The following is a 15,460-nucleotide window of genomic DNA, read 5'->3' as shown; positions in this document are numbered from 1 at the left end:
GGGATGCGCGAGCAGCGCGCGTCCATGGCGGAATTTCTAGGGAATGCTTCGATGCGCGTCCAAGCCAAACGCGGTATCGAGCGATGCTAACTCTGCATCAATCGCCGCGCAGATGCGGCGCTGCGATTTCGGTTGCGATCTCGATCAGCGGCGGCAGCAACTGGTTCTCGTGATCGCGCCGCCAAACCATGAACAGCTCGACCGGCACGGGTGATCGCAGCTTCAGCGGCTTCAGCTTGACCTCCGCGATCTTCAGGCTGGCGGCCGCTTCCGGCACGATCGCAACGCCAAGCCCGGCGCGCACCATGGCGAGGATCGAGTGGATCTGGCTGAGATGCTGCACATAGCGCGGCAGCACGTCGGCGCGCGTGAACATCGACACCAGGAGATCATGGAAGTAGCGCGCCTCATAGGGCGAATACATCACGAAGGGCTGGTCGTCGAAATCCTTGATGCTGACGGTCTCGGCCGCGGCCAGCGGATGCTTCTTCGGGATCGCGGCGAGCAACGGCTCGGCCACGACGCGCCGGCTGGCGAATTCCGGCCGCGCGATCGGCGGGCGCAGCAGGCCGGCATCGATCTGCCCGGTGGTGAGCGCCTCGAACTGATCGCCGGAGACCATCTCCTTCAGCGAAAAATCGACCTCGGGCAGGCGCGAGCGGCAGGCCGCGATCAGGTCGGGCAGGAAGCCGTAGGCGGCCGCGGCGGTGAAGCCGATCTTGAGCGAGCCGGTCTTGCCGAGCGCGATGCGGCGGGCCACCTGCGAGGCCGATTCCGCCAGCTTCAGGATGCGCCGCGCCTCGGGCAGGAAACTGCGTCCGGCCGGCGTCAGCCGCACCGAGCGGCTGGTGCGTTCCAACAGCGGCGCGTCGATGATGTGCTCGAGTACCTGGATCTGCCGGCTCAGCGGCGGCTGCGTCATGTTGAGCCGCGCCGCGGCGCGGCCGAAGTGCAATTCTTCGGCCACCGTGACAAAGCAGCGGAGCTGGCTCAGGTCGAACATCGATGCAAGCCCGGAATTGATCGCGCGGGGATTTGTACGTTCTAGCATCGATGCCTCCCACTGGCCAAGAAGACAAAAAAGCAGATAAACAAGCAGACAAAGACGGCGGCCGAAGCCGCCGTTTGGTTTTCTGCTCCCTCTCCCCGTTCTTACGGGGAGAGGGTTGGGGTGAGGGGCTCTCTCTGCGCAACGGCCGCCTCGATGTGCACGCGCGATCCGAACGAGTCGGAAGGACTGTCTCTGCGGAGACGTATTGCTTCGCCTCTCACCCGAAATTCGCTGTGCGAATTTCGACCTCTCCCCGCGGAAGGCGGGGAGAGGTGAAGCGCGCTCACGCCGCCTTGAGCTGCACCCGCTTGATCTCGCCGACGATGAACAGATAGGCGATCGCCGCGACCAGCGCGTTGGCACCGACGAACACCAGCGCGCCGTTGAACGAGCCGGTGGCGGCCAGAATGTAGCCGATGACGATCGGCGTCGTGATCGAGGACAGGTTACCGAAGGTGTTGAACAAGCCGCCGGAGACGCCGCCGGCTTCCTTCGGCGAGGTGTCGGAGACGACCGCCCAGCCGAGCGCGCCGATGCCCTTGCCGAAGAAGGCGAGCGCCATGAAGCCGACCACCAGCGCCTGGCCGTCGACATAGTTGCAGGCGATGATCGACATCGACAGCAGCATGCCGCCGACGATCGGGATCTTGCGCGCCATGGTCAGCGAGCCGGTGCGGCGCAGGATATAGTCCGAGATCACCCCGCCGAGCACGCCGCCGATGAAGCCGCACAGCGCCGGCAAGGTCGCGACGAAGCCGGCCTGCAGGATCGAGAGCCCGCGCTCCTTCACCAGATAGACCGGGAACCAGGTCAGGAAGAAATAGGTCAGGGTGTTGATGCAGTATTGGCCGATATAGACGCCGAGCATCATCCGGTTGCCGAGCAGCTGGCGGATGTGGTCCCAGCTGGGGCCGCTGTCCTGAGTCTTGCCAGCCTTCGCCGCGTCCATGTCGACAAGCGCGCCGCCCTGCTTGATGTAGTCGAATTCGGCCTCGTTGATCGCGGGGTGTTCCTTGGGCTCGTAGATGGTCTTGATCCAGGCAATGCCCGTGACGATGCCGAGCGCACCCATCACGTAGAACACATGGCGCCAGCCATACTCATGGGCGATCCAGCCCATCAGCGGCGCGAAGATCACGGTGGCGAAATACTGCCCCGAATTGAAGAAGGCCGAGGCGGTGCCGCGTTCATTGCCGGGGAACCAGGAGGCGACGATGCGGGCATTGGCCGGGAATGACGGCGCCTCGGCGATGCCGACCAGGAAGCGCAGGGCAAACAGCAGGACCACGGCCGCGCCCGCGGAGAGGAATCCGACCAGGCCCTGCGTTGCGGTGAAGATCGACCAGACGATGATGCTGATCGCATAGACCCATTTGGAGCCGAAGCGGTCGAGCAGCCAGCCGCACGGCACCTGCGCGACCACATAGGACCAGCCGAACGCCGAGAACACGTAGCCCATCGCGACCGGATCGAGATGCAGTTCCTTGGAAAGGGCGGGGCCGGCGATCGAGAGCGTGGCGCGATCGGCATAGTTCACGGTGGTGACGAGAAACAGCATCGTCACGATCAAGAGCCGGACGCGGGATCGCCGCGTGTCTGCGGCGGACACAATTGCGCTCATTAGCGCCTCCTCGAAAATTTCCTCGGGGTCTGTCCTAGAGACATGACGACAATGGGTCCAAGCCGAAACGGGTATTGATCCATACCGATTTTGAATGGATCGGCCCGGTGTCATTCCACCTTTGCCGCTATTGCCAGGGTTTCGTATTTAGTGTACCAATAGTACAGTTATTAAGGGCGCAGCGTTGCGCCCGGCTGCTCGAGGTCGAATGCTGATGACCACGCCGCGCGACTATGAGGTGTTCGAGGCAGGTGATGTGACGCTGCAGGGCGGTGCCGTGTTTCCGCAACTGAGGCTCGCCTACAAGACCTATGGCACGCTGAATGCGGCGCGGGACAACGTCATCCTCTATCCGACGTCGTTCGCCGCACGGCACACCGACATCGAATGGCTGGTACAGCCGGGCGGCGCGCTCGATCCCGAGCGCTACTTCATCGTCATCGCGAATCTGTTCGGCAATGGCCTGTCGTCCTCGCCGTCGAATTCGGCCGAGGTGCTCGGCGGCGCGCCGTTTCCTGCCTTCACCTATCATGACGCGGTCGCGATCCAGCGGCGGCTGCTGGTTGAGCGGTTCGGCGTGACAAAGCTCGCGCTGGTCTATGGCTGGTCGATGGGCGGCATGCAGGCCTATCACTGGGCCGCGCGGTATCCCGACATGGTGGAGCGCGCAGCCGTGGTTTGCGGCAGCGCGCGATGTTCGCCGTATAATCATGTGTTCCTCGAAGGCGTGAGGGCCGCGCTGACCGCCGACCCGGCCTACCGGGACGGCCGCTTCGTCAGCAAGCCCGCGGCGGGCCTTCGTGCGATGGGGCGCGTCTACGCCGGCTGGGCGATGTCGCATGAGTTCTATCGCGAGGAAGTCTGGCGCGCGGCCGGCTTTAACTCGCTGGAAGACTACCTCGCGGGATCCTGGGACGGTGCCTTCGCGCGGCGCGATGCGAATGATCTGATGGTGCAGATCGCGATCTGGCAGGCCGGCGATATCAGCCGTTGCGATCAATTCGGCGGCGACTTCGACCGGGCGCTGGCCGCGATCAAGGCGCATGTCCTGCTGATGCCGGGGCGTACCGATCGCTATTTCGACCCGCGCGACAACGAGGCTGAACTCGGCCGCCTGGTCAACGCGCGCTCGGCCGCGCTGCATGCGATTCCGTCGATCCACGGGCACCGGGCCGGCAATCCCGCCAACAACGCCGAAGACCGCGCCTTCATCAACGCCGAAATCTCGGCGCTGCTGCAACGCTGACAGGTGAGACGACATGAGCACCGCAGAGACCAGTGACGCCGGACCCCGCCTGAAGCCGCTCAGCCCGCTGACCTTGCGCGATTTGTCGACCAAGTCGAACCTTGCCGGCGCGGTGCGCGCGGCAAGCCATTACGGGATGATCGTCATCGTCGGCGCGCTGATCTCTCTGGTCTCATCGCGCTACGGTCTGCCATGGGCGCTGCCGCTGATTGCCGTGCAGGGCTACTTCGTCGCATTCCTGTTCATGGTGGTGCATGAGACCGCGCACAAGACGGCGTTCCGCAGTCCAGTGCTCAATCTTGTCGTCGGCAATCTGTCCGCCTTCATGATCGGACTGCCCTACCAGTACTACTGCCTGTTTCACTGGGACCATCATCGCTACACGCAGGATCCGGAGAAAGACCCGGAGCTGATCGTCGGCCCCAAGCCCGCGTCGGACACCCAGCTGGCGATCGCCTATTCGGGACTGCTGCAGGTGTTGGTTCGCATCCGCCTGATGTTTTGGCATGCACTCACCGGAAAGGTGGTCGTGCCGTGGATTCCGGAGCACAAGCGCGCCTCGATCGTGCTGGAGGCGAGGCTCTATCTCGCGGGCTATCTGCTGTTGCTCGCGGCCTCGTTCGCGCTGCACAGTGCGATCCTGCTCTGGGTGTGGATCGTGCCGCTCCTGGCCGGTCAGCTCATCCTGCGCCCCTATCTCTATGCCGAGCACACCGGCTGCGAGCGGACGCGGAGCGCGTTCGAGAATACGCGCACCACGATGACCGGCAGGATCATGAAATGGTTCGCCTGGAACATGCCTTACCATGTCGAGCACCACGCCTATCCCACGGTGCCGTTCCATGCGCTGCCGAAGCTGAACGCCATCGTCGATGGCCACATCGTGTATCGCGGCAGCAGTTACCGGGCCGTCACGCGCGAGACCTGGGTCTGGTTCCGCCGTCAGCGCCAACGCTCTGCTTGATAGTCAAGCGTCCGCGCGGGGCCGCAGCACCAGATTGACGAGATTGCGGGCGTAGGCCGGCGTCAACGGCTTGATGCCGAAGACGTAGCGATAGAACAGGCTGCCATAGATCGCATCATAGATATCGGCGGGGACGCCCGGTGCGTCGATGCTGCCGTCCTTCTGGCCGGCGGAGATGATCTCCAGCATCTTGCTGCGACGCAGGCCAAGGTAACGCTCGTAAAACAGCTCCGCCGTGCCGGTCTTCGAGATACATTCCGAGATCACGGCGAGCTGCACCCGGCCGAACTCGCCCTGCAACGCCTCGACATAGGTTGCGACGTGGCGGCGGATGCGGGCCACCGGACTGCCGGTTTCGGGCAGCGGCACGGCCCGCGAGGCCTGGTCGAGGAAGGCATCGATCAGCAACGCTTCGCGCGACGGCCACCATTTGTAGATCGTCATCTTCGAGACGTTGGAATGTTTGGCGATCGCGTCGATGGTGGTCGCGGCGAGGCCCGTCGTCGCCATCAGCTGATAGGCGCCTTCCAGGATCGCGGCCGTTGTCGCGGCGGAGCGCGGCCGCCCGCGCCGCCCCGTTGCCGCTTCCTCTGTTTCCGTCTTGCCGCTGGCCATGGCCGGACTTCGCGTCCCGCGTCTTTCAATCATTGCGCTGCATGCGGGCATAGCATGAAATCGCGCTCGGTTTCAGATCGTCGCCGACGCTGATAGTGTACAACGCGCAAGCCAAAGCTTGCGTGCGGCACATTGCCCTCGCTCTGTCCAGCTCAGCCGATCGAACAGGAGTGTCCCCGTGAAGGCCGTCTACAGTGATCTGCACCGCAGCCATGATCCGCAATTCTTCCTGGTCCGCGGTGTGGTCCAGCGTACCACCGAACAGCCCGAACGCGCCGACCGCCTGCTGGCGGGCCTGAAGGCCGGCAAGCACACGCTGATCGAGCCGACCAGGTTCGGGCAGGGGCCGCGGGCGCGCGTGCACAGTCCGGAATATCTGAGCTTTCTCGCGGACGCCTGGGACGAATGGTCGGCGCTCGGCAATGCCGGGCCGGAGATGATCGCGAACATCCATCCGGTGCGCAATGCCGGCACGTACCCTGCTCATATCGTCGGCAAGCTCGGCTGGCACACGATGGACACCGCGGCTCCGATCGGTCCCGGGACCTGGGCAGGCGCCTGCGCCTCGAGCGACGTCGCGGTCACCGCCGCGCAGATGGTGCTGGACGGCGAGGATGCCGTCTACGCGCTGTGCCGCCCGCCCGGCCACCACGCCTATCGCGACCTCGCCGGCGGCTTCTGCTTCCTCAACAACAGCGCGATCGCGGCCGAGCATCTGCGCCAGAAGCATGAGCGCGTCGCGATCCTCGACGTCGACGTGCATCACGGCAACGGCACGCAGGGCATCTTCTACGAGCGGCCGGATGTCTTCACCGTCTCGATCCACGCCGATCCGTCGTTCTTCTACCCCTTCGTCTGGGGCTATGCGAATGAGCGCGGCGCCGCAGGTGGCCTCGGCACCAATCTCAACATTCCCCTCGCCAAGGGCACCGGTGACGACGACTACATGAAGGCGCTTGCCGTGGCGGAGAAGGCGATCCGCTCCTTTGCCCCGACCGCGCTCGTGGTTGCGCTCGGTCTCGACGCCTCCGAGAAGGACCCGCTTGCCGGTCTCGCCGTCACCACCGACGGCTTCCGTCGCATCGGCGAGGGGCTGGCTCGCTTCGGATTGCCGACGGTGCTGGTGCAGGAGGGCGGCTATCTCTCCGACATCCTCGGCGCCAATCTGACGGCGGTGCTCGGCGGGTTTGAGGCCGCACGCTAGCGCGGTCTCGGGCGAGGCGGTGACCGGTCCGCGCAAGGAAAGCCTGTCAAAACAGGATTCTGGAGCATCGGCCTTGATTGATCAAAGCCGACGCCCCGGCCGCGAGGCGCGCAACAGAGCGTCGTGCACTTGCGTGTCCGCAACCAAAATCACATCATGCCGTTGGTATTCGGCGCTGGCTTATGATTCTGCCTGGCGGCTTCAGCCGGCCAGGTGGACAGCAACGCGAGGACGGCCATGAGTGACCTGCTTCGCATCGCCATTGTCGGCTTTGGCGAGATCGCGTGCCGGCAGCACCTGCCTGCGATCGCGAAGACGTCAGGCGTGGCTCTCGTTGCGGTGGTTGATCCCGTGAAGACTCCGCCCGGCCTGCCGCATTTCCGCGACATGCAGGAGCTGTTGCGCGACGGGCCGGAGATCGACGCGGTCGCGCTGTGTACGCCACCGCAGGTGCGCCACGCGCAGGCCGCCGCCGCACTCGCGTCGGCCAAGCATGTGCTGCTGGAGAAGCCGCCGGGCACGACGTTAAGCGAACTCACGCCGCTGATCGCGGCCGCGCAGGAGGCGGGCCGGACATTGTTTGCCACATGGCATTCACGCTATGCGGCCGCGGTCGGTCCTGCGCGGCAATTGCTCGCGAGACGCACCATCAACAAGGTGACCATCATCTGGAAGGAAGACGTGCGCGTCTGGCACCCAGGCCAGGCCTGGATCTTCGAGGCGGGTGGCTTCGGCGTGTTCGATCCCGGCATCAACGCGCTGTCGATCCTGACCGAGATCCTGCCGCGTGCGGTCTTTATCAGGAGCGCGGCGTTGGACTTTCCGTCCAATCGGGAGGCGCCGATTGCGGCAGAGATCGAACTTGCCGACGCGGGCGGATTGCCAATTCACGCCGAATTCGATTTCCGCCAGACCGGATCGCCGAGCTGGGACATCCTGTGCGAGACCGAGGCCGGGCCCGTGACGCTGTCGAAAGGTGGAAGGCAGCTGCGCGATGGCGGCAGGCTGGTGGTCGATGCGCCGGATGAGGAATATCCCGCGCTGTACCGCCGCTTCGTCGCGCTGACCTCGGAAGGAAAATCCGATGTCGACCTCGCGCCCTTGCGGCTTGTCGCCGATAGCTTCATGCTCGGGCGACGGCGCCTCGTCGAGGCGTTCGAGGACTGACAATGACATCAGCCAGCATTGGTCGCGCTCCCTTCGGCAAATTGCACGACGGCACCGTGGTCGAGCGCGTGATCTTGCGCGGTGAACATGGTTTTGAGGCCGCCATCCTTCCGTTCGGCGCCACGCTGCAAGCGCTGCTTGCGCCGGATCGTGACGGGCATTGCGACGACATCGTGCTTGGCCACGATAGGCTCGACGGCTATCTCGCACAGCGCAAATTCTTCGGCGCGACGATCGGGCGCTATGCCAACCGGATCGCCGGCGCGCGCTTCGTGCTCGATGGCGAGACGGTCACGCTCGAGGCCAACAATGGCCCCAATGCGTTGCACGGCGGCCTGCAGGGCTTCGATCGCAAGCTGTGGCGGATCGTCGAACTATCAGATGAACCGGAACCGACGCTGGTGCTGGCGCGCGAGAGCCCGCATGGCGAGGAGGGCTATCCGGGCAATCTCGCGGCGCGCGTGACCTATCGCGTGCGCAGTCCGATGGAGCTCTCGGTCACCTACGAGGCGACGACCGACCGGCCGACCTGCCTCAACCTCACCAATCATAGTTTCTTCAATCTCGAGGGCGCGCGCTCGGGCATGCAGATCCTCGATCACCGCCTGACGATCGTCTCCGACCATTTCCTCGCGGTGGATGCCACGGCGATCCCGCTCCACGAGCCGCCGCGGCCGGTCGACGGCACGCCGTTCGATTTCCGCAAGCCTACAGCCATCGGCGCGCGGATCAGGATGCATGACGAGCAGCTCCAGCTTGGGCGCGGCTATGACCACAATTTCTGTCTGGCTTCGGGGGCGGGCCTTCGTCTCGCTGCGCGCCTCGAGGCGCCGCACAGCGGCCGTGTGATGGAGCTGCTCACCGATCAGCCGGGACTGCAGTTCTATTCCGGCAATTTCCTCGACGGCTCGACCGCTGGCAAGGGCGATCGTCTCTACCGGCAATCCGACGCGCTCTGTCTCGAGCCGCATGCCTGGCCTGATACGCCGAACCGGCCCGACTTCCCGTCGGCGCGGCTCGATCCGGGGCAGTTCTATCGGCGCAGCATCGTCTACCGCTTCTCAACCGCGTGAGTGACGCCATGACCGACCGTGCCGCCGAGCCGTTGATGGAAGAGGTGCCGACATCGGTGCTGTCGGCGGAGCGTTGCCATCTCGGCGAAGGCCCGACCTATGATGCGGCGACCGACACCGCCTGGTGGTTTCGATATCCGCGAGCGCCGGCTGTTCGAGCATCGATTTGCAGGTGGCCGCACCGTCATTCACGAACTGCCGAAAATGGCGAGTGCATTGGCGCGGATCGACGGCGAGCGACAGCTGATCCTTACCGAAGATGGACTTTATGTACGGCACGTTGCCGACGGCCGCCTCGAGCTGTTCGCCGCGCTGGAGGCCGACAATCCGCTGACGCGCTCCAACGATGCGCGTGTGCATCCGTCGGGCACGTTCTGGCTCGGCACCATGGGGCGCCATGCCGAGCAGGGTGCCGGCGCGATCTATGCGCTGCGTCAGGGCCGCATCGTGCGGCTGTATCCGGGGATCACCATCCCGAATGCGATCTGCTTTTCGCCCGCGGGCGACATCGGCTATTTCGCCGATACCGCGACCAACGTGCTGCATCGCGTGCCGCTCGATCCATCAACAGGACTGCCGGTCGGCGAGGCCACCGAATTGATCAGGCATCGAGGCCGCGGCGGGCTCGACGGCGCGATCGTCGATGCCGACGGGATGATCTGGAACGCGCGCTGGGGCGGCGGTTGCGTCGACGTTTACGATCCCACCGGCCGGCATCTGCGTTCGCTACGCGTACCGGCGAGGCAATCGAGCTACCCGGCGTTCGTCGGCCGCGACTTCTCGCGCGTGCTGGTCACCACGGCCTGGCAGGACATGGATGAGGCGCGGCGTGCGGCCGATCCCGAGCATGGCAGGACGTTCCTGCTCGAGGCCGCCGCGCGCGGTCGGGCCGAGCCTGACGTCAAACTATCCTGACGCAGCGCGGCGTTGTTGACGCGACCGGATTATTTGGACGATAGTACAAATATGGTCCGCAAACCTGCCAGGTCTGACGTGAAGGCCGCCGCCGGCACCCGCAAGCCGAACATGCGCGAGGCGATCCTCGCCGCGGCGGAGGAATTGTTCTCGACCTACGGCTTCAACGCCGTCTCGGTGCGCGACATCGCGCAGGCCGCCGGCGCCAATCCGGGCAGCGTGACCTATCATTTCAGGACCAAGGACGGCCTGCTGCTGGAAATCTATCGGCGCCATTGCGGCCCGATGAACCGGCGGCGCTCCGAGCTCTTGGCCGCGGCGCGGCGGGTGCGTGATCTGCAGGACCGGCTGGAGGCGATCGTGCGCGCCTATGTGTTGCCGGCCTTTACGTCCGGCAGCGATCTTGCCGGCGGCGGAACGCGGTTCACGCGATTGCGCGCGATCATGTCGGCCGAGGGCAATGAGGTCGTGCGCAAGATCATTGCGCAGACCTTCGACGACACCAGTCACGCCTTCATCGACGCGATTCATGAAAGCCTGCCGCATATTCCTCGTACCGATCTGGTCTGGCGCAGCCACTTCCTGCTCGGCGCGCTCTACTACACGCTGGTGACGCCGGAGCGCGTCTCGCGCCTGTCGCGCGGCAGCGCCGACGGCACCGATGCCGGCCACGCCATCGAGGAGCTGGTGCGCGCCACCGTCGCCGCGTTGCAGGCCGCGCCGCTCGACGAAGGGGCGCCGCGCAAGATCCCGGGCGCAAATCCGGGGCGAGTGGTGACCTGAACGTCCGGAGCTTGTCGCGATGGAGAAACTTCGGCTACGCGCCGTGCTCGGCAATCATCCGCACATCCGGGCGATGAAGAACGGTGAGCTTCGCTCCGACCTGTTCGATCTCGACTTCACCGAATTCACGCCGACCAACGCCGCGTTCAAGCCGATGGTGCGCGAGCAGGCCTTCGACGTCTGCGAGATGGCGATCGTGACCTATCTGATGGCAAGGGCGCACGGCAAGCCGCTGGTGCTGCTGCCGGCGGCGATGGTCGGCCGCTTCCAGCACGGCCATGCGCTCTATCGCGCCGACCTCGGTACGCTCGTGCCTGCCGATCTCGAAGGCACGCGGGTCGGCATCCGCTCGTTCACGACCACGACCGGGGCATGGATGCGCGGCATCCTTGCCAATGACCATGGCGTGAACCTCGACAGGATCAACTGGGTCACGTTCGAGGATCCGCATGTCGCGGAATATGTCGACAGCACCGAGCGTGCGCCGAAGGGCAAGACCATCGTCCAGATGCTGAGGGACGGCGAGCTCGATGCCGTGCTGGGCGAGACCTCCAGCGATCCGGCATTCAAGCCATTGTTCGCCGATCCAGCCGCAGAGGCGTCCCTGTGGTATGCGCGGCACGGCGTGGTGCCGGTCAATCATCTGGTGGTGGTGACATCGCGGCTTGCGGCGTCGCGGCCGGACGTGGTGCGGAGCCTGTACGAGCTGCTCAAGCGCGGCAAGGCAGCGGCCGGCCCGCCCGGCATGCCGGACCTGCTGCCGTTCGGCGTTGCGGCGAACCGCAAGCCGCTCGAGCTGATGATCGACTATTGCGTGCAGCAGGCGTTGATCCGCCGGCGCGTCACGGTCGACGAGCTGTTCGACGACACAACACGGGACCTGAACTGATGACAATCTCCTGCGATCCGCGGCAATGGCAGGTCGGCATGCTCGGCTATGGCGAGGTCGGTCGCATCCTTGCCGAGGATCTGCGCCAGCAGGGCGTGAGGGTTTCGGCCTACGACATCAAGCTCGACCGCGGGCAGGGCGCGGCGCTGCGCGCACACGCGGCGGAGATCGGCGTCGAGCTCGCGCAATCCCATGCCGTTCTTGCGGCGCGGGCCGATTTCATCATCTCGGCGGTGACGGCGAGCCAGGCGGTGCCGGTGGCCGCGGCCTGCGCACCTGCAATCCGGAGCGGGGTCTGGTTTCTCGATTTCAACTCGGCCTCGCCCGGCGCCAAGCAGCGCGCGGCGGCGTACATCGACAGCGCCGGTGGCCGCTATGTCGAGGGCGCGGTGATGACTTCGCTGCCGCCGTACCGGATCAGGGTGCCGCTGCTGCTCGGCGGCCAAGGCGCGCGGGAGCTGGCGCCGCTGCTGGTCGCGCTCGGTTTTGCGGCGAAGGTCGCAAGCGACGAGCTTGGGGTCTCCTCTGCAGTCAAGATGTGTCGCAGCATCATGATCAAGGGGCTGGAGGCCATGGTGATCGAGAGCTTCACCACCGCGCGCGCCTATGGCGTCGAGGATGCGGTGCTCGCCTCGCTCAAGGAGACCTTTCCGTCGATCGACTGGGAGAAGCAGGGCGCCTATTTCTTTCAGCGGGTGATCGAGCACGGCCGGCGGCGCGCCGAGGAGGTGCGCGAGGTGGCGGAGACCGTGCGCGAGGCCGGGCTGACGCCATGGTCTGCCTCCGGCACCGCCGAGCGGCAGGGCTGGATCGCCGACCTTGCCGATGAGGGCGTGTTCGGAGCCAAGGGAACGCCGGACTTCGCCCGCAGCGCCGACTGGCGTACCGAGGCCGACCGGATTCTCGCGCGCATCAAGTCCTGAGGTCTCGCCCGGAGAATCCGCCGCGTTCCCTGCCGACGCGCAATGCGCTATTGCTCCATGAACAGTTTGTTCTGGAGGCACTCCCATGAAGAATTCCGGCAAGGTCGTCGCCATCACGGGGGCGGCACGCGGCATCGGCAAGGCCTGCGCGGCGCGCTTCCTGTCCGACGGCGCCAGGGTCGTCATCTCGGATGTCGACGCTGCAGGGCTTGTCCACACCGCCCAGGAGCTCGGACATATCGATCAGTTGCGGGCCGTCGAGGCCGACGTCAGCAAGCGCGCCGATGTCGACCGCATCGTCGCGACCGCGGTGAAGGAATTCGGCCGGCTCGACGTCATGGTCAACAATGCCGGCGTCGCGCGCAACCGCGACTTCCTCGACATCAGCGAGGCCGAATTCGACGACGTGATGGGCATCAACCTCAAGGGCGCGTTCTTCGGCGTCCAGGCTGCGGCGCGCCAGATGATCGCGCAGGGCGGTGGCGGCGTCGTCGTCAACATGTCCTCGGTCAACGCGCTGCTCGCGATCCCCTCGCTCGCGACCTATGCGATGTCCAAGGGCGCGATGAAGCAGCTCACCTCGGTCGCCGCCGTGGCGCTGGCGTCGCACGGCATTCGCGTCGTGGCGGTCGGACCCGGCACGATCCTGACCGAGATGGTGGCGACGGCGATCTTCTCGTCCGAGGATGCGCGGCGCAGCGTGCTGTCGCGCACGCCGGCCGGCCGCTGCGGCGAGCCGAGCGAGGTCGCTGCCGTCGTGGCATTCCTGGCCAGCGACGATGCCTCCTACATCACCGGCCAGACCATCTATCCCGACGGCGGGCGGTTGATCCTGAACTACACGGTCCCGGTCAGCGAGAAGAAGTAGCGGGCAGGTTTAATCGCGAGCACACTGCCAAAATATCGAAAACAACCCCATGCAAAGGAGCCGGCCGGCGGCCGGCCTTCGACCAGGCGACTTGACGCGCCGGGCAAATCGGGGCTATTATTCCATTATTCAGAAATCGTGCGATCGCCATCCGGCGTCATCACCCGCGCATGCGCATGCGGGTGATTCAGTATTCCAGAGGCGGTCGTGCTTGAGCCGATGGGCCGCCGCGGACTGGATCGCCCAGTTGAACCGGGCGATGACCGGTGAGGATGAGGACGCCGCTACCGGCCCTTGAACTGCGGCTTGCGCTTCTCCATGAAAGCGCTGCGGCCTTCGCGGAAGTCCGCACTGTCCATGCATTCGATGCCGACCTGCTTGATCGCCGCCATGTCGCGGTCGGCTGGATCCCTCAGCACCTGCGCGATGGTGATCTTGGCGGCCTTGATCGCCAGCGGCGCATTGCCGGAAATGGTGCGCGCGATCTCCATGGTCGCGTCCCAGAGCTCGGCGTCCGGCAGCACGCGATCGACGAGGCCAATTCGCAGCGCCTCGGCGGAATCGATCCGCATGCCCGTATACATGATCAGCCGCGCCCAGGACGGCCCGACCAGCGACACCAGATGGCGCAGCCCGTCATAGCCATAGGCGATGCCGAGCTTGGCGGCGGGTATGCCGAACTGGCCGCTCGAGCCGGAGATGCGGATATCGGTCAGCATCGCGACCTGCATGCCGCCGCCGAGGCAGAAGCCGCGGATGCAGGCGATGGTCGGCTTCGGATAGTCGGCGAGCAGGGCGCGCTGGGCGGCGCTGCGCCGTGAATATTCCTCGGAGGCCTCGGCGTTGTGCCTCGTCTTCTCGAACTGGCTGATATCGGCGCCCGATACGAAGGCCTTGTCGCCGGCGCCAACCAGGATCACGACGCGGACAGCCGGATCGTCGCGCAACGATGTCAGCGCCTCGCCGAGCCCCTCCCACATCTCCAGCGACATCGCATTGCGCTTGTCGGGATTGTTGAAGGTGATGACGCCGACGCCGTCGACGACGTCCTGCAGGATCTTGCCGTCGGCAAGCGATTTGTTTGACATGTTGAGCCTATGAGGGTCCGGACTGATCGAGCGAAGGCTAGCACCCGGCCGACAGCCGGGGCAGGCGGTTTGGAGCACGGCGCGATTGCATTGCCGGGTAGCAACTCTCCCGGTAGTTGTACGGTTCGCAAAATAAACTGCCGGGCAACGGTTGCGCCATAGAGTGCGCCGCCGGCGCTCCGTCCCGGCTTAACTTTTTCCTAGTTTTTCGACGGTATGGCTGTACGCACCTGCGCGCCAGGACCATTCGGCCACGCGCTGGAATGCGTGCCGCAGCTCCCCGCTACCATCGCGTCGGTAGCGGACTTCCCCACCCGGACCGGCAGTGAAGCCGGTCAATCCCGACCTCCGTGCATTCACATCGCCTCGGGCGAGGTTCAGTCGTGTCCGTCGAAAAGTTTCTCAAGCAACGCGCGGTCAAGATCACCGTCAACGGCAGCTACACGTTGCCGAACTGGTACGATGCCCAGGGCAAATTGCGCACCTTCGCCTGCCGCACCACGCGCGTCTCGCCGTTCCGGATGATCGTGGACGTGCCCGTCGTCGGCAAGGTCGGCGACCGGCTGACTTCGTATTTCGAGGAGTTCGGCAAGTTCGAGGGCTGCATCACCGACACGATGAGCGGCAGCTTCCTGCTCGAGCTCGAGATGACGCATGCCATGCGCGAGAAGTTCGCCGACAAGCTGACCTGGATCGAGAAGAAGCAAAAGGATCCGAGCATCCGCGAGGCGCGCAACAACCCGCGTTTCGTTCCCGTCGCGCCGCATGCCATGTTGACGCTGGCGGACGGCACCATGCAGAGCTGCTTCATCATCGATATGTCGCTGTCCGGCGCGGCGGTCTCCTCCGAGGCGCAGCCGCCGGTCGGCATGCCGCTGGCGATCGGCGCCTGCGTCGGGCGGGTGGTCCGGCATCTGCCGAACGGCTTCGCCATCAAGTTCGTCGAGACCTACAAGCAGAGCGAGCTGGCCCGCATGATCTCGCGCAAATCCAAGGAGCTGCAGGTGGTCTCGGTCGACGCGGACCCTGTCGCCTAGACTTGGGCGTGTACTC

At 65.3% G+C, this 15,460-nt stretch carries 14 protein-coding genes and 1 pseudogene; 11 read left to right on the top strand and 4 right to left on the bottom strand.

The features are described 5' to 3' along the window. Positions 1–97: 97 nt before the first annotated feature. Both ACVW1B_RS27250 and ACVW1B_RS27245 read right to left on the bottom strand, forming a co-directional pair. Positions 98–1,003 carry a LysR substrate-binding domain-containing protein gene (locus tag ACVW1B_RS27250; RefSeq protein ID WP_092089636.1) on the bottom strand — a complete coding sequence of 302 codons (906 nt, stop codon included), beginning with the start codon at positions 1,001–1,003 and terminating at the stop codon, positions 98–100. Between the two features lie 331 nt (positions 1,004–1,334). Next, positions 1,335–2,672, bottom strand: coding sequence for an MFS transporter (locus tag ACVW1B_RS27245; RefSeq protein ID WP_253607067.1), 1,338 nt, complete (start codon positions 2,670–2,672; stop codon positions 1,335–1,337). Positions 2,673–2,886: 214 nt separating this feature from the next. On the opposite strand from ACVW1B_RS27245, the gene ACVW1B_RS27240 reads away from it, so the two are divergent. Then, positions 2,887–3,918: an alpha/beta fold hydrolase gene (locus ACVW1B_RS27240; protein ID WP_253609892.1), complete on the top strand. Its 1,032-nt coding sequence runs from the start codon at positions 2,887–2,889 to the stop codon at positions 3,916–3,918. Positions 3,919–3,931: 13 nt separating this feature from the next. Further along, a complete protein-coding gene (locus tag ACVW1B_RS27235) occupies positions 3,932–4,882 on the top strand; it encodes a fatty acid desaturase (protein WP_456792889.1) in 951 nt (316 codons plus the stop codon). Between the two features lie 3 nt (positions 4,883–4,885). On the opposite strand, the gene ACVW1B_RS27230 is transcribed toward ACVW1B_RS27235, so the two are convergent. After that, on the bottom strand, positions 4,886–5,497 hold the full coding sequence (locus ACVW1B_RS27230) for a TetR/AcrR family transcriptional regulator (RefSeq protein ID WP_253607069.1): 612 nt from the start codon (positions 5,495–5,497) through the stop codon (positions 4,886–4,888). Between the two features lie 178 nt (positions 5,498–5,675). On the opposite strand from ACVW1B_RS27230, the gene ACVW1B_RS27225 reads away from it, so the two are divergent. The 8 genes and pseudogenes from ACVW1B_RS27225 to ACVW1B_RS27190 all read left to right on the top strand — a co-directional run bounded on the left by ACVW1B_RS27225 (position 5,676) and on the right by ACVW1B_RS27190 (position 13,319). Beyond that, positions 5,676–6,701, top strand: coding sequence for a histone deacetylase family protein (locus tag ACVW1B_RS27225; RefSeq protein ID WP_456822493.1), 1,026 nt, complete (start codon positions 5,676–5,678; stop codon positions 6,699–6,701). 237 nt (positions 6,702–6,938) lie between these two features. Next, positions 6,939–7,868, top strand: coding sequence for a Gfo/Idh/MocA family protein (locus ACVW1B_RS27220; RefSeq protein ID WP_253607071.1), 930 nt, complete (start codon positions 6,939–6,941; stop codon positions 7,866–7,868). A gap of 2 nt (positions 7,869–7,870) precedes the next feature. Continuing rightward, a complete protein-coding gene (locus ACVW1B_RS27215; protein ID WP_253607072.1) occupies positions 7,871–8,941 on the top strand; it encodes an aldose epimerase family protein in 1,071 nt (356 codons plus the stop codon). A 35-nt stretch (positions 8,942–8,976) separates the two neighbouring features. Further along, positions 8,977–9,856, top strand: a pseudogene (locus ACVW1B_RS27210) (SMP-30/gluconolactonase/LRE family protein). Between the two features lie 51 nt (positions 9,857–9,907). Further along, entirely contained in the window at positions 9,908–10,639 is a 732-nt protein-coding gene (locus ACVW1B_RS27205) for a TetR/AcrR family transcriptional regulator (RefSeq protein WP_253607073.1), read from the top strand. A gap of 19 nt (positions 10,640–10,658) precedes the next feature. Next, the gene (locus ACVW1B_RS27200) at positions 10,659–11,528 is read left to right on the top strand and encodes a substrate-binding domain-containing protein (protein WP_253607074.1); all 870 of its coding nucleotides are present in this window, start codon (positions 10,659–10,661) and stop codon (positions 11,526–11,528) included. Beyond that, positions 11,528–12,451, top strand: a complete 924-nt coding sequence (locus ACVW1B_RS27195; protein WP_256558645.1) for a DUF1932 domain-containing protein — start codon at positions 11,528–11,530, stop codon at positions 12,449–12,451. The genes ACVW1B_RS27200 and ACVW1B_RS27195 overlap by 1 nt, the downstream gene beginning before the upstream one ends. Before the next feature lie 85 nt (positions 12,452–12,536). Then, a complete protein-coding gene (locus ACVW1B_RS27190) occupies positions 12,537–13,319 on the top strand; it encodes an SDR family NAD(P)-dependent oxidoreductase (RefSeq protein WP_253607075.1) in 783 nt (260 codons plus the stop codon). Positions 13,320–13,603: 284 nt separating this feature from the next. Here the strand turns inward: ACVW1B_RS27190 and ACVW1B_RS27185 are convergent, their stop codons facing one another. Next, positions 13,604–14,407, bottom strand: coding sequence for an enoyl-CoA hydratase (locus ACVW1B_RS27185; RefSeq protein ID WP_253607076.1), 804 nt, complete (start codon positions 14,405–14,407; stop codon positions 13,604–13,606). 383 nt (positions 14,408–14,790) lie between these two features. Between ACVW1B_RS27185 and ACVW1B_RS27180 the strand changes: the two genes are divergently transcribed. After that, positions 14,791–15,444, top strand: coding sequence for a PilZ domain-containing protein (locus ACVW1B_RS27180; protein ID WP_253607077.1), 654 nt, complete (start codon positions 14,791–14,793; stop codon positions 15,442–15,444). Positions 15,445–15,460: the final 16 nt, after the last annotated feature.

The sequence above is a fragment of the Bradyrhizobium sp. USDA 4502 genome (assembly GCF_054063355.1).
This window is presented reverse-complemented; position numbering and strand designations above follow the sequence as displayed.

What these genes read in the sequence shown, in the direction of transcription:
- ACVW1B_RS27190 (WP_253607075.1), top strand. Translation starts at nt 12,537, where the DNA reads ATGAAGAATTCCGGCAAGGTCGTCGCCATCACGGGGGCGGCACGCGGC.
- ACVW1B_RS27235 (WP_456792889.1), top strand. Translation starts at nt 3,932, where the DNA reads ATGAGCACCGCAGAGACCAGTGACGCCGGACCCCGCCTGAAGCCGCTC.
- ACVW1B_RS27245 (WP_253607067.1), bottom strand. Translation starts at nt 2,672, where the DNA reads ATGAGCGCAATTGTGTCCGCCGCAGACACGCGGCGATCCCGCGTCCGG.
- ACVW1B_RS27205 (WP_253607073.1), top strand. Translation starts at nt 9,908, where the DNA reads ATGGTCCGCAAACCTGCCAGGTCTGACGTGAAGGCCGCCGCCGGCACC.
- ACVW1B_RS27220 (WP_253607071.1), top strand. Translation starts at nt 6,939, where the DNA reads ATGAGTGACCTGCTTCGCATCGCCATTGTCGGCTTTGGCGAGATCGCG.
- ACVW1B_RS27200 (WP_253607074.1), top strand. Translation starts at nt 10,659, where the DNA reads ATGGAGAAACTTCGGCTACGCGCCGTGCTCGGCAATCATCCGCACATC.
- ACVW1B_RS27215 (WP_253607072.1), top strand. Translation starts at nt 7,871, where the DNA reads ATGACATCAGCCAGCATTGGTCGCGCTCCCTTCGGCAAATTGCACGAC.
- ACVW1B_RS27250 (WP_092089636.1), bottom strand. Translation starts at nt 1,003, where the DNA reads ATGTTCGACCTGAGCCAGCTCCGCTGCTTTGTCACGGTGGCCGAAGAA.
- ACVW1B_RS27240 (WP_253609892.1), top strand. Translation starts at nt 2,887, where the DNA reads ATGACCACGCCGCGCGACTATGAGGTGTTCGAGGCAGGTGATGTGACG.
- ACVW1B_RS27230 (WP_253607069.1), bottom strand. Translation starts at nt 5,497, where the DNA reads ATGGCCAGCGGCAAGACGGAAACAGAGGAAGCGGCAACGGGGCGGCGC.
- ACVW1B_RS27185 (WP_253607076.1), bottom strand. Translation starts at nt 14,407, where the DNA reads ATGTCAAACAAATCGCTTGCCGACGGCAAGATCCTGCAGGACGTCGTC.
- ACVW1B_RS27195 (WP_256558645.1), top strand. Translation starts at nt 11,528, where the DNA reads ATGACAATCTCCTGCGATCCGCGGCAATGGCAGGTCGGCATGCTCGGC.